At 62.1% G+C, this 12438-nt stretch carries 14 protein-coding genes; 11 read left to right on the forward strand and 3 right to left on the reverse strand.

What is annotated here, in order from left to right; all coding sequences use genetic code 11:
* The first annotated feature begins 32 nt into the window (after nt 1-32).
* From apbC to FKL89_RS05560, 6 genes are all read left to right on the forward strand, one after another.
* Nucleotides 33-1112, forward strand: a complete 1080-nt coding sequence (gene apbC / locus FKL89_RS05535) for an iron-sulfur cluster carrier protein ApbC (protein WP_156861819.1) — start codon at nt 33-35, stop codon at nt 1110-1112.
* Entirely contained in the window at nt 1109-1819 is a 711-nt protein-coding gene (gene ispD / locus FKL89_RS05540; RefSeq protein WP_156861820.1) for a 2-C-methyl-D-erythritol 4-phosphate cytidylyltransferase, read from the forward strand. The genes apbC and ispD overlap by 4 nt, the downstream gene beginning before the upstream one ends.
* A gap of 46 nt (nt 1820-1865) precedes the next feature.
* Nucleotides 1866-2345: a 2-C-methyl-D-erythritol 2,4-cyclodiphosphate synthase gene (gene ispF / locus FKL89_RS05545; protein WP_156864563.1), complete on the forward strand. Its 480-nt coding sequence runs from the start codon at nt 1866-1868 to the stop codon at nt 2343-2345.
* A 52-nt stretch (nt 2346-2397) separates the two neighbouring features.
* Nucleotides 2398-2775, forward strand: a complete 378-nt coding sequence (locus FKL89_RS05550) for a hypothetical protein (protein ID WP_156861821.1) — start codon at nt 2398-2400, stop codon at nt 2773-2775.
* Between the two features lie 137 nt (nt 2776-2912).
* Nucleotides 2913-3875, forward strand: coding sequence for a homoserine kinase (locus tag FKL89_RS05555; protein WP_156861822.1), 963 nt, complete (start codon nt 2913-2915; stop codon nt 3873-3875).
* On the forward strand, nt 3875-4654 hold the full coding sequence (locus FKL89_RS05560; protein WP_156861823.1) for a BPSS1780 family membrane protein: 780 nt from the start codon (nt 3875-3877) through the stop codon (nt 4652-4654). The genes FKL89_RS05555 and FKL89_RS05560 overlap by 1 nt, the downstream gene beginning before the upstream one ends.
* Nucleotides 4655-4687: 33 nt before the next feature.
* Here the strand turns inward: FKL89_RS05560 and FKL89_RS05565 are convergent, their stop codons facing one another.
* Both FKL89_RS05565 and FKL89_RS05570 read right to left on the reverse strand, forming a co-directional pair.
* Nucleotides 4688-6910 carry a UvrD-helicase domain-containing protein gene (locus tag FKL89_RS05565; protein ID WP_156861824.1) on the reverse strand — a complete coding sequence of 741 codons (2223 nt, stop codon included), beginning with the start codon at nt 6908-6910 and terminating at the stop codon, nt 4688-4690.
* Nucleotides 6911-6952: 42 nt separating this feature from the next.
* Nucleotides 6953-7474: a hypothetical protein gene (locus FKL89_RS05570; RefSeq protein ID WP_181955220.1), complete on the reverse strand. Its 522-nt coding sequence runs from the start codon at nt 7472-7474 to the stop codon at nt 6953-6955.
* Nucleotides 7475-7562: 88 nt separating this feature from the next.
* On the opposite strand from FKL89_RS05570, the gene argA reads away from it, so the two are divergent.
* The 5 genes from argA to FKL89_RS05595 all read left to right on the forward strand — a co-directional run bounded on the left by argA (nt 7563) and on the right by FKL89_RS05595 (nt 11138).
* Nucleotides 7563-8972 (forward strand): amino-acid N-acetyltransferase, encoded by a 1410-nt coding sequence (gene argA, locus FKL89_RS05575; RefSeq protein ID WP_337786227.1) that lies wholly within the window; start codon nt 7563-7565, stop codon nt 8970-8972.
* A gap of 18 nt (nt 8973-8990) precedes the next feature.
* Entirely contained in the window at nt 8991-9263 is a 273-nt protein-coding gene (locus FKL89_RS05580) for an oxidative damage protection protein (protein WP_156861825.1), read from the forward strand.
* 115 nt (nt 9264-9378) lie between these two features.
* Nucleotides 9379-9960 (forward strand): peroxidase-related enzyme, encoded by a 582-nt coding sequence (locus FKL89_RS05585; RefSeq protein ID WP_156861826.1) that lies wholly within the window; start codon nt 9379-9381, stop codon nt 9958-9960.
* A gap of 43 nt (nt 9961-10003) precedes the next feature.
* Nucleotides 10004-10513 (forward strand): copper chaperone PCu(A)C, encoded by a 510-nt coding sequence (locus tag FKL89_RS05590; RefSeq protein ID WP_156861827.1) that lies wholly within the window; start codon nt 10004-10006, stop codon nt 10511-10513.
* On the forward strand, nt 10494-11138 hold the full coding sequence (locus FKL89_RS05595) for an SCO family protein (RefSeq protein ID WP_238363497.1): 645 nt from the start codon (nt 10494-10496) through the stop codon (nt 11136-11138). Before FKL89_RS05590 ends, FKL89_RS05595 begins: the two co-directional genes overlap by 20 nt.
* 138 nt (nt 11139-11276) lie before the next feature.
* Here the strand turns inward: FKL89_RS05595 and ygiD are convergent, their stop codons facing one another.
* Nucleotides 11277-12134, reverse strand: coding sequence for a 4,5-DOPA-extradiol-dioxygenase (ygiD, locus tag FKL89_RS05600; protein WP_156864566.1), 858 nt, complete (start codon nt 12132-12134; stop codon nt 11277-11279).
* Nucleotides 12135-12438: the final 304 nt, after the last annotated feature.

The following is a 12438-nucleotide window of genomic DNA, read 5'->3' on the forward strand; positions in this document are numbered from 1 at the left end:
GCGAAGGGCGTCAACCGCTAAACTTGCAAGCTATGACTGAATCAGAAGTGCTCTCCCATCTCGCCAGTTGCATCGACCCGAATACCGGTCGCGACTTCGTCAAGGACAAGGCCATCAAGCGCGTGGCCGTCGACGGCAGTGACCTCACAGTCGAGGTCGTGCTTGGCTACCCTGCCAGGAGCCAGCACGATGCGCTGCGCCAGCTCGTGACCCAGCATCTGCGCGGGTTACCGGGTGCAGGCAAGGTCACTGTGAATGTTTCGCAGAAGATCATTTCGCACGCCGTGCAGCGTGGCGTCAAGCTCAAGCCCGGCATCAAGAACATCATCGCTGTCGCCTCAGGCAAAGGCGGCGTCGGCAAGAGCACAACGGCGGCCAACCTGGCGCTTGCACTTGCGGCCGAGGGCGCCAACGTGGGCATTCTTGACGCCGACATCTACGGCCCGTCGCAGCCGCAAATGCTGGGCATCACTGGTCGCCCGGAAAGTGCTGATGGCAAGACGCTGGAGCCGCTCGAAGCACATGGCATTCAGGCGATGTCGATCGGCTTCCTGATCGATACCGACACGCCAATGGTGTGGCGCGGTCCGATGGTCACTCAGGCGCTGGAGCAACTGCTGTCCGATACCAATTGGCGCGACCTCGATTACCTGGTGATTGACATGCCACCGGGCACCGGCGACATCCAGCTGACGCTGTCGCAGAAGGTGCCGGTCACCGGTGCCGTGATCGTGACCACACCGCAGGAGATCGCGGTGATCGATGCGCGCAAGGGGCTCAAGATGTTCGACAAGGTCGGTATCCCGATCGTCGGCATCGTCGAGAACATGAGCACCCACGTCTGCTCCAACTGCGGACACACCGAACCGATTTTTGGCGAAGGCGGCGGCCGCGCGATGTGCCGCGACTACAACGTGCCATTCCTCGGCGGACTGCCGCTGGACTCGAAGATTCGTGCGCAATCCGACGGCGGTCGTCCGACCGTTGTGGCCGATCCAGATGGCACTGTTGCCGCCACGTACAAGGAAATCGCGCGCAAGGTTGCGATCTTCGTGGCGCAGAAGAGTGAAGATCACACGGCCAAGTTCCCGACCATCAAGGTGGTGAGTTGACTGCTGCCGCCGGGCCGCAACGCTATGGCTGCATCGCCATCGTCCCGGCGGGTGGTAGCGGCTCACGTTTTGGTGCCGCCAAACCCAAGCAGTACATCGAGATCGCGGGCGCACCGGTGCTGGAGCACACGCTGCGTGCGCTGCGTCAATGCGAAGCGGTTGAGCATGTTTTCGTTGTAGTCCCGGCCGAGGAAGATCGCGCAGACGCCATCGTCACCCGCGCGGACAATGCGACTGTTTTGCGGTGCGCAGGGGCGCAGAGAGCAGATACCGTGCGCAACGCGCTGGCTGCTGTTGCGAAGCTCGTGCGGCGTGATGCATGGGTGCTGGTGCATGATGCGGCTCGGCCCAGTGTTGGCAAAGCCGATCTTGATCGCCTGATTGCCATGCTTCGAGATCACTCCGTTGGTGGGCTGCTGGCAGTTCCAGTATCAGACACACTCAAGCGCGCAGACGAAGCTGGCGGCGTGGCCGAGACGGTCCCCCGCGAACGCATGTGGCGGGCACAAACACCGCAGATGTTTCGCTACGACACGCTGGTGCACGCGCTCGCGGCATCGCCTGACGTGACAGACGAGGCGCAGGCGATTGAGGCGCTGGGCCTGGTGCCGCGGCTGGTGCCCGGCAGTGCACGTAACATCAAGATAACGCATGCCGACGATGCCGAACTGGCGGCGTTTTATCTGCGCGATCAAACCTCGCAGTAAGCTACCAGAACCAGCTCCGACCCTTGACTGCACTGCAACCATGAGCATTCCTTTCCGCATTGGCACGGGCTTTGACGTGCACCAGCTCGTCGAGGGACGCAATCTCATCATGGGCGGTGTGAAGATCCCGTACGAGCGTGGCCTGCTGGGGCACTCGGATGCTGACGTTCTGCTGCATGCAATCGCTGATGCGCTTCTCGGTGCCGCTGCGCTTGGCGATATCGGCAAGCACTTTCCGGACAGTGATTCGGCGTACAAAGGCGCCGACAGCCGCGTACTGTTGCGCAGCGTTGTCGCGCGTGTGCGGGCGGCGGGTTGGCAGGTGGGCAACGTTGATGCAACGATCATCGCTCAGGCGCCAAAAATGGCTCCGCATATTGAGCAGATGCGGCGCAACATTGCGTCAGACTGTGCCGTCGTGCCAGACCGCATCGCCGTCAAGGCAACTACCACCGAAATGCTCGGCTTTACCGGGCGGGGTGAAGGAATTGCCGCTCAAGCCGTGGCGCTGCTAACGGTCGTTTGACAGCACCTTTCTGCGCTTTCGATGGCGGGTCAGGCCGGTACAATCGGTTCTGATGAATCATTCCAACAGATTTTTCCTTCTTGATCGTTGTGCCGCTGCGTTGTTGGCGATGTCGCTTTCGACCGCCGCGTTGGCGCAAGCTACCGCACCGGCTGGTTCAGCCGAGGTGCCCGATGGCGTGCCGACACTTGGCAAGCAGGAAGTCGCTGCTGCGTCCAACGCCAACGCTGGCGCGCGCGCGCAAGATGGCGCGGCCGCACCGCTTCAAGTTCACGAAGAACGCATCCAGGGACGCCTGGCGAGCGCGCAGGTGAGCGTTGGCGGCCGTTCCTATCTGATTGTTGATCCGGCTGCAGGCCGCTATGACCGTCAAGCAGACAACTCGGGCCGACGGGTGACGCCGGTCCTGTGGCAGTTGTTTCGTTTCTAGACAGATCGCTTCACGGGCTGGCAGTAACCATCTGTAACGATCAATATCAGGCGCTGGCAGACGACCCGGCTCGAACCCGATGTAATGTCATGTTCAGCCAGCCTTTCCTCTTTCACGAATAGCGACCCAGCAACGGCATGTCAGTTTTCACCCGCGTTACCGAGAGCGAAGTATCTGCCTGGCTGACCCGCTTCTCGGTGGGGACGGCACGCGCGCTCACCCCGATTTCCGAGGGTATTGAGAACACCAATTACTTTCTGTCGACCACCGACGGCGAGTTCGTGTTGACTCTTTACGAGCGCGTTCCTGCTGAGGACCTGCCCTTCTACCTCAATTTCACGGCGCACCTGGCGCGTTCGGGAGTGGCGGTCCCGACACCAATCGCTGATCGTACTGGCGCGCTGTTTTCTATTCTCAACGGCCGCCCGGCTGCGCTAACGCAGCGGATTGCCGGGCGACCCGTGATGCAGCCCGGTGTGCTGCACTGCACGGCGGTAGGGCGTGAGCTCGGTCGTCTGCACAATGCAAGCCGTGCGTTTCGTACCCGTATCAGCAACAAGCGTGGGCCGGGCTGGACCCTGTCGACCTCTCGCGCCGTGCGCCCATTTGTCAGCGCTGACCAGAACGCCCTGATCGAGAACGAGCTCAAGTTCCAGCGCGAGCGGCGGCAGACACGGCTGCCCAATGGCGCCATCCACGCCGATCTGTTTCGCGACAACGTGCTGTTCGATGGCGATAACCTGAGCGGCCTGATTGATTTTGGCTTCGCGGCAACCGACGAATTTGCCTACGACCTTGCGATTACCGCGAATGACTGGTGCGTGCTGCCAGGTGGCGAGTTTGACGACGGCCGTCTGCACGCGCTGCTGGCTGCATACGCCAGCGTACGCCCGTTGACCGAGGCCGAACAGGTCGCCTGGCCGGCGCTCTTGCGGGCAGCAGCAATCCGGTTCTGGCTGTCCCGCCTGTACGACCTGCATTTGCCGCGCGCCGCCGAGCTCAACACCCCGCATGATCCGGCCGTATTCGAGAACATTCTGCGATTGCGCATCGCGAAGCCAGGCTTCTGGCCCACTAACCTGCAAGCGGAGGCAGTCTGATGTCGCAGCCCATCGCTTTCTACGCCCCAGTGCCCGCCCGTGAGGGAGCGGAGTGGGTGCAGTTGTCGTGGCGGATCTTTCGCGCGCACTGGCCACGCTACATCGGCCTCACATCCCTATATCTGCTGTTGATGCAAATGTGTGCCGCGATTGTCGGACCGCTTTGCATGCTGCTCAATCCGATCCTTTCGGTCGGATTTCTGGCGGCCGCCTGGCACCATGAACGCGGCGAGTTGCCGGAGGTCAAGCATCTGTTCGCCGGCTTCAAGTCGAACCTGCGTGCCCTGCTGCCGCTGGGCGGCGTGCATCTGATCGGACTGCTTGTCGCGCTGACGGTGGGCTTGCTGGCGTCAGGCCTCACGCTGGACCAGCTCAAGGGGTTTGAAGAGCAGGGTAACGTGCCACAGGAGGCGTTGATGCGTGTCATGTTGGTGACACTCGCGATCACTTTGCCACTGACGGCTGCGCTCTGGTTTTCGCCAGCGCTGATCGTGTTCTCCGACGCCAGCTTCGGGCAGGCGATTGGTGCTTCGGTGCGCGCCAGCCTCGCCAACTGGCTGTCGATGAGTGTCTATGGCATCGCGATGTTCGGTCTGACCGTGCTTGCGGTCGTGCTGGTTTCACCGCTGCTATATCTGCTGCCGGCCAAGGCGGTGCTGACGACTGTCATGTTGCTGGTGGTGCCGCTGACTGCGATCCGCATGATCAGCGATTACGTCTGCTACCGCCGTGTCTTCCACCGCGAGGAGCGGGTGGAAATGGTGGCTGGCGCGGCTTAGCAGTCGCCGACACCCCGCGCAGCATCGTGTGGTTCAGATCGCTGTCAATTTCGCATACTCAAGCGCCAGCCGCTTGATGCCGTGCTCGGCGAAGTTGACCTCCACCTGCACGTTCTTGCCGCTGCCATCGGCGTTGATGATCACCCCGTGGCCGAACTTGGCATGGGATACCTGCTGCCCAATGCGAAAGCCTGTGTCGGTGCGCGTGGCGCTGCCGATAGATTGAGCGAAGGCTGAACGCTCAGGATTGCCCCAATCGCTACCGAGCGGCGCGTGCGGCTCCATCGCGAGCAAATTCTTCGGCTTTGCCGACAGCCACTGCAATAACTCGGCAGGGATTTCGTCCAGAAAGCGCGACGGCACGTTGTAGCGGGTCTGGCCGTGCAGCATGCGCATCTGCGCGTAGGACATATGCAGTCGCTTGCGCGCCCGCGTGATCGCCACATAAGCCAGCCGCCGTTCCTCCTCAAGCCCGCCGTCGTCGTTCAGCGAGTTATCGTGCGGGAACAGGCCCTCTTCCAGGCCCGTGATGAACACATAGTCGAACTCCAGCCCCTTTGCCGAATGCACCGTCATCATCTGCAGTGCTGCACGCCCCTCTGCGGCCTGGGTATCGCCCGCTTCCAGTGACGCATGGGCGAGGAAAGCGGTCACTGCATCCTGATCCTCGGCGACCGAGCCATCGGGGCTTTCGACGTGGATCACGCCACCGGTTTCGCGCAGGAAGTTGTCGGCTGCATTGATCAATTCCTCAAGATTCTCGACGCGATCCTGGCCGTCCTTTTCGGTCGCATAGTGGGTCTTCAGGCCCGACGCATCGAGCAGATGGCGCACGATCTCTGGCAGCGGCTGATTCTTGGTAGCGATGCGCATGCCTTCGATCAGGCCAATGAACTGCGCCATCGCCACCTGCGCTCGCCCGCCCGCGCCGCCGGCACACGCGGCCTGCCACAACGTAACCCCGGTGCCCGCCGATACCGCTTGAAGGTTCTCAACCGACTTGGCGCCAATGCCGCGCGGCGGAAAGTTGATCACACGCAGCAGCGCGTTGTCGTCCTCCGGGTTGTTGATCAATCGCAAGTACGCCATTGCGTGCTTGATCTCGGCGCGCTCGAAGAAGCGCAGGCCCCCATACACGCGATACGGGATGCGGGCGTTGAACAGGCCGTGCTCGAACACGCGTGACTGCGCATTGGAGCGGTACAGGATGGCGATCTCGTCCAGCGGTACGCCATCGTTCATCGCCGTCTTGACGCTATCGATCACGAAGGCTGCTTCCTCGCCGTCGCTGTAGCCCTGAAACACCCGGATCGGCTCGCCGTGTCCCTGATCGGTCCACAGCTCCTTGCCCAGCCGGCCGTTGTTGTTGCGGATCAGCGCGTTGGCGGCGTCGAGGATATTGCCGAAACTGCGGTAGTTTTGTTCCAGCTTGATGATCTTTGCCGGGCCAAAGTCATGCTCGAAGCGCTGCATGTTGGCGACCTTGGCGCCGCGGAAGGCGTAGATCGACTGATCGTCGTCGCCAACCGCCAGCACCGCCGTCTGCGGACCCGCCAGCAGGCGCAGCCACTTGTATTGCAGTGTGTTGGTGTCCTGGAACTCGTCAACCAGAATGTGCTTGAAGCGGGCGTTGTAATGCTCGCGCAGCGCCTCGAATTTGCCGAGCACTTCATAGCTGCGCAGCAACAACTCTGCGAAATCGACGACGCCTTCGCGCTGGCAGGTGGCCTCGTAGAGCTGGTAAATCTCCACCTGCTTGCGGGTGTAGTCGTCAAATGCCTCCACCGCGTTGGGTCGCAGACCTTCCTCCTTGGCGCTGCCGATGAACCACGCCATCTGCTTGGGCGGGTACTTTTCGTCGTCAATGTTGTGGGCCTTCAGGATACGCTTGATCAGCGACACTTGATCCTGGGTGTCCATGATGGTGAAGGTTTGCGGCAGGCCCGCCTCGCGCCAGTGCATGCGCAGGAAGCGGTTGCAGAGCCCATGGAACGTACCGATCCACATGCTGCGTACGTTTACCGGTACCAGCGCCGAGAGACGCGTCAGCATCTCCTTGGCCGCCTTGTTGGTGAAGGTGACCGCCAGCACGCCCGATGGTCCGACTTGCCCGGTCGATATCAGCCACGCGATGCGCGTTGTCAGCACTCGGGTCTTGCCGGAGCCGGCGCCAGCGAGGATCAACGCCGAAATGTGCGGCAGGGTAACGGCGGTGAGCTGCGGCTCATTGAGCCTGGCAAGGAGCGGAGAGGTCATCCACCAATTTTAGGGAGGCAGCCCGGCGCAGATGGCGAGCAGTCAGGAACGCCGAAAAATGGTGCGTACCGACTGCACGGCGCCGCGCCAGATAGCCGCGACAGCCCGCTTCACGCGGAACTTGATGACTCGACCCACACGCCAGGGCCAACTGGCGCGGATCGCGTTGAGCCACACGTCTTTCCACGGGATGAACCAGCGATAGGCGGCCGCAAACCAGCCGAGCTGCATCAGGGCTGGTTGCGTCAGCGTGAATAGACGGGCAACCACCGCCGTGCCGACGATCTTGGCGACGAGGATCACGGTAACGCCGAGCACGCGCTGGCCGTGCGCAATGAGCCATAGCGCCAGCAACTTGACCGGGAACAACAGTAAGCTGGGCAGGGCGAACAACAGTAAGGCAGCCCACGGCGGCAGGCGTCGGATCGCGTCTTCCATCGCCTTCCACAACGGTCGCCGGGCCAGCCAGTCGAAGACATGCCCGAGCGTCTCCCAACCCCACTCGTAGAACATCACGATGAGGGCGAGCGGCAGTTGCAGCAGGCGGATCAGAAAGCGCCACATGGGCGCAATGTAGCGCGGAATCGGACAATTTCACCCTGACCAGGCGCCCCTGCGACCGCTAGCGGGCGGCGCCGATAGAATCATTCCCATGTCACCTGAATCTTCCACAGCCCCGGCCGAGGCCCGCGCCGGCGGCCTTGTCGATGGGGCCGGGCATCCGGCCGTCAGCCCGATGGCTGTCACTCCCGACACCGAGCTGTCTGCCTTTGTGCCGACGTTCCGTGCGTCCGCGCCCTATATCCAGGCGTTCCGGGGCAAAACCTTTGTCGTGGCCTTTGGTGGCGAAGTGGTTGCCGACGACACCTTCCCAAATTTCATTGCTGACCTGAACCTGTTGGCCAGTCTTGGCATTCGCCTGGTGCTGGTGCACGGCGCCCGCCCGCAGGTGGAGAAGCTGCTTGCCCAGCGTGGCATGGAAAGCCGCTACCACCGGGGCATCCGCGTGACCGACGAGTCGCAGCTTGGCAGCGTGATCGGCGCCAGCGCGCGGGCACGGGCACGCATTGAAGCCGCGTTGTCGATGGCGCCACGCACGGCAGCGGTAACGCCCAGCCACAACCGGGTGACCGGTGGCAACTTCGTGGTGGCCAAGCCAATCGGCGTGATCGACGGCGTCGACATGAAATACAGCGGCGAGGTGCGCCGCGTGGACGCTCAGGCGATCAACGACTGCCTGAAGGACGGCGACATCGTGCTGATGTCCACGCTGGGCTATTCGACCTCGGGCGACACTTTCAACCTGACCGTGGAAGAGGTGGCGACACAGACGGCGATTGCGCTGAAGGCGTCGAAACTGATCTTCCTGCTCGACACGCCGGGTGTGCTTGATGCGGACGGCACGGTGATTTCGACGCTTTACACCCGCGAGGCATCGGCCATCGCCAGCAAGGCGCCACAGGCTTCCGACGTGCAGTTCTTCCTCTCCGCCGCCGTGCGCGCCTGCCAGAAGGGCGTGGTGCGCGCCCACCTGATCGGGCGCAAGAGCGATGGGGCGATCCTGCAGGAGCTGTTCACCCGCGATGGCATCGGCACCATGATCTCGGTCGACAGCCTCGACAATCTGCGACCGGCGACCATCGAGGATGTGGGGGCGCTGCTCTCGATCATCGAGCCGCTGGAGCGTCAGGGCATTCTGGTGGCCCGGCCGCGTGCACTGATCGAGCGGGAGATCGAGCGCTTCTTCCTTGCCGAGCATGATGGTCAGGTGATTGGCTGCGCGGCGCTCTATCCCTTCCCCGAAGCCAACAAGGCTGAACTTGCCTGTCTGGCGGTCAACCCTGACTACCGTCGCGAAGGCTATGGCGAGCGTTTGATGAAGGCCGTGGAACGCGCGGCGAAAGAGCACGGCATCAACACGCTGTTCGTGCTGACTACCCGTACTGCCGCCTGGTTCACCGAGCGCGGGTTCCGGCAGGCGACGATCACCGATTTGCCAGAAAAGAAGCAGGCGCTCTACAACTTCGAACGCGCCTCGCAGGTTTACGTCAAACAGATTTAGGACGAACAGGATTACACGATGGCACGCATGGTTCAATGCATCAAGCTCGGCAGGGAAGCGGAAGGGCTCGACTTCGCACCGTATCCGGGCGAGCTTGGCAAGCGCATCTTCGAAAACGTCAGCAAGGAGGCCTGGGCCGGCTGGCTCAAGCACCAGACCATGCTGATCAACGAGAACCGCCTCGGGCTCGCCGATCCGCGCGCGCGCAAGTATCTCGCCGAGCAGATGGAGAAGTATTTCTTCTCCGGCGGCGCCGAGATCGCCAGTGGCTATGTGCCACCAGCGAAATAGTTACGGCGGAGGTCTGGCAGGAGCGGCTCTGCCGCGACCAGCACCGATCCTCGACATTCGTGGCAAGACAGCGCTGGGCCGCGACGCAGTCGCTCCCGCAGTCAAAAGTTGATATATGAACCCGATCTCACGCTTCCCCGTCCCCGAGCTCAATGACATCCCGGAGGATCTGCGCACGCGCATGCTCGACGTGCAGCAGAAGGCAGGTTTCATTCCCAACGTGTTCCTGACGCTGGCACATCGCCCCGACGAGTGCCGCGCGTTCTTCGCCTACCACGACGCGCTGATGCTCAAGGAGACGCCTGCGCTCAACAAAGCCGAGCGCGAGATGATCGTGGTGACGACCAGCGGCGCCAATGACTGCGTATATTGCGTCGTCGCCCACGGTGCCATCCTGCGCGTCTATACGAAGAATCCGCGGATCGCCGATCAGGTGGCGATCAATCACCGCAAGGCGGAAATCACCCCGAAACAGCGGGCGATGCTCGACTTCGCGCTGAAGGTTTGTCTGCACTCAAACGAGATTGATGAGCCCGATTTCGCTGCGCTGCGCGCGCACGGGTTCACCGATGACGACATCTGGGATATCGGTTCCATCACAGCCTTTTTTGGCATGAGCAATCGCCTGGCCAACATGAGCAGCATGCGGCCAAACGACGAGTTTTATTTGATGGGTCGGGTGCCGCGCCAGAAGTGATGGCGACAGCGTCCCTGATCTCGGTTTGCAAGGGATACAAGCAATGCAATACGCCTCTTTTCTTCACGGTACAGCCAACACCGCGCGACGCTCTGGCGCGGTGGCGTTATTGCTGACGCTCGCACTGACCGTTGCTCCGACGCAGGCACAGGATGCCAAAGCAGGCGCAGTCACCATCAGTCATGCGTGGGCGCGGGCAACGCCGGCACCGGTGCGCACCTCGGCGGCCTACCTCACGCTCGACAACAAGGGCGGTGCCGACCGGCTGCTGTCGGCGTCAGCAGATGTCGCCAAGGAGACGCAACTGCACAGCATGATTACCGAGGCGGGCGTGATGAAGATGCGCGAGGTCAAAGGCATTGATGTCGCCGCCAACAGCAAGACCGAGCTGAAGCCCGGTGGCTTTCACATCATGCTGGTCGGATTGGCCGATGGCTTGAAGGAGGGCACGAAATTCCCGCTCAAGCTCAAATTCGAGAAGGCCGGCGAGGTCACCGTGCAGGTCACGGCCGAGAAGCCGGATGCTCACGGTCATGGTGAGCACAAGCACTGACGTGGGCCGCTGCATGCGGGCCGGGTGGGCGTGGCGCGCGGTGGCGGCAGCGCTGCTGGTCAGCGTCGTTGCGCTGACTGCTTGCGGCGATGGCAAGTCGGCGCTCAAGTTCAATGCCACGGATATCACCGGCGCCGCCTTTGGGCGCGAGCTTGCGCTGACCGACGCCGCAACGAAGACGCCGCGAACGCTGGCGAGCTACCAGGGCAAGGTTGCCGTGTTTTTCTTCGGCTATCTGTTCTGCCCGGACTATTGCCCGACCACGATGACCACGCTGAACGCGGCGCTTGGCAAGATGAAACCGGAAGACGCGGCGAAGGTGCAGGTGGTTTTCGTCACCGTGGACCCGAAGCGCGACACGCCCGAACTACTCGTGCAGTATGTGAAAGCCTTCAACCAGTCGTTCGCCGCGCTTTATGGCAACGAGACGGAGGTGGCCGCAGCAGCGAAGGAATTCAAGATTTTCTTCCAGAAGGCGCAGGTGAAGGACGAGAACACCTATCTCGTTGATCACTCCACGCAGATGTACGCCTTCGACCCACAGGGCCGGATCCGGCTAATGATCAAGCACGAAAGCGGCCCGGAAGCGATCGCCGCCGATCTGACGGCACTGGTCCGCCGCTAGCGGCTTTCTTGCAAAAGGCCCATTGATATTGGGCTCAGGCGGACTTTTAGGCTAAAGTCGACTTTTTGAGAAAAGCGGGTCTGAGCCCTGATTGGACGCCATTTTTTCGAAAAGTCGCTGGTACTTGCAGCGAAATTTTCAGCTCCAGATCACCGAACGCATCGCGATCGACGCGCCCTGAAAATCGGCGTTGAATAAGCGCGGCTTGTCGCCTGCGCCCACTGCGCCTGCGGTATAGAGCAGCGGCAGATAGTGCTCGTAGGTCGGATGCGCCAGCGTCGCGGTCTGGCCCATGCTCTGGAACTTTTGCAGCTCGCCCAGATTGCCGCTGGTAATCTGGCTCGCTACCTTGTCATCAAATTCCTTCGCCCAGTCGTAGGCCTTGTCCGGCCCGGCGCCCCACTGCATGGCACGCAGGTTGTGCACGATGTTGCCGCTGCCGACGATCAGCACGCCATAGTCGCGCAGCTTTGCCAGCTGCTGGCCGAGCGCGAAGTGCTCGGCTGGCGGGCGGCTGTAGTCCATGCTCAATTGCACGACCGGGATGGCCGCAACGGGGAACATCGGCTTCAATACTGCCCAGGCGCCATGGTCAAGCCCCCATTCATGGTCGTCGAGCCCGATTGTTGGCGCGCTGACCGATCTGGCAATTTCGCCGGCGGCTGCTGGCGCGCCCGGCGCCGGGTACTGCTGGTCGAATAGCGCCTGCGGAAAGCCGCCAAAGTCGTGAATGGTCCTGGGCTTCGCCATGGCCGTCAGATGCCACCCGCGGGTCAGCCAGTGTGCAGATACGCAGAGGATCAGTTGCGGCGCCGGGTAGCTGCCTCCAGCACCGAATGATTGCCCGAGGCTTTGCCAGCTCCGGCGCCAGGCGTTGTCTTCAATGGCGTTCATCGGGCTGCCGTGGCCAAGGAATATGACCGGCATACGCGCTGACTTTTTCAGCGTGGAAAACGCCGCAGATGACAGTGGTGCAGCGTCGGACGGGGTAGTCATGATGGTCGATGCGAGAAGGGTGGGCAGCGCGGACGCTGCAGCGACGCCGCCAGCGACAGAGATGGAACGGAGTGCGTCACGGCGTTGCATGATCAGGCGTCGCGGCAAGTCGGAATACTTTGGGATGTGGGGGCAATTGTGCCGCAGCCAAGCGCGGCTGACACGGCGGTGCCGGGCAGCACAATACCCCTGCTGCCTGCGGAGTCGCCAGCGAGGGGACGATGGTGCGCTGTCCTTAGCGAAATCCTGCTGGCACGTTGTCTGCATGCTCTGCCACAATAATTATTGAACGTACAACCGGGCG

Origin of the sequence: Casimicrobium huifangae, from assembly GCF_009746125.1 — a bacterium.
GTDB lineage: Bacteria > Pseudomonadota > Gammaproteobacteria > Burkholderiales > Casimicrobiaceae > Casimicrobium > Casimicrobium huifangae.

Bases quoted from the DNA above. Each gene is read 5' to 3' on its own strand.
- apbC (WP_156861819.1), top strand. From the start codon at position 33: ATGACTGAATCAGAAGTGCTCTCCCATCTCGCCAGTTGCATCGACCCG.
- FKL89_RS05550 (WP_156861821.1), top strand. From the start codon at position 2,398: ATGAATCATTCCAACAGATTTTTCCTTCTTGATCGTTGTGCCGCTGCG.
- FKL89_RS05555 (WP_156861822.1), top strand. From the start codon at position 2,913: ATGTCAGTTTTCACCCGCGTTACCGAGAGCGAAGTATCTGCCTGGCTG.
- FKL89_RS05560 (WP_156861823.1), top strand. From the start codon at position 3,875: ATGTCGCAGCCCATCGCTTTCTACGCCCCAGTGCCCGCCCGTGAGGGA.
- FKL89_RS05565 (WP_156861824.1), bottom strand. From the start codon at position 6,910: ATGACCTCTCCGCTCCTTGCCAGGCTCAATGAGCCGCAGCTCACCGCC.
- FKL89_RS05570 (WP_181955220.1), bottom strand. From the start codon at position 7,474: ATGTGGCGCTTTCTGATCCGCCTGCTGCAACTGCCGCTCGCCCTCATC.
- argA (WP_337786227.1), top strand. From the start codon at position 7,563: ATGTCACCTGAATCTTCCACAGCCCCGGCCGAGGCCCGCGCCGGCGGC.
- FKL89_RS05580 (WP_156861825.1), top strand. From the start codon at position 8,991: ATGGCACGCATGGTTCAATGCATCAAGCTCGGCAGGGAAGCGGAAGGG.
- FKL89_RS05585 (WP_156861826.1), top strand. From the start codon at position 9,379: ATGAACCCGATCTCACGCTTCCCCGTCCCCGAGCTCAATGACATCCCG.
- FKL89_RS05590 (WP_156861827.1), top strand. From the start codon at position 10,004: ATGCAATACGCCTCTTTTCTTCACGGTACAGCCAACACCGCGCGACGC.
- FKL89_RS05595 (WP_238363497.1), top strand. From the start codon at position 10,494: ATGGTGAGCACAAGCACTGACGTGGGCCGCTGCATGCGGGCCGGGTGG.
- ygiD (WP_156864566.1), bottom strand. From the start codon at position 12,134: ATGACTACCCCGTCCGACGCTGCACCACTGTCATCTGCGGCGTTTTCC.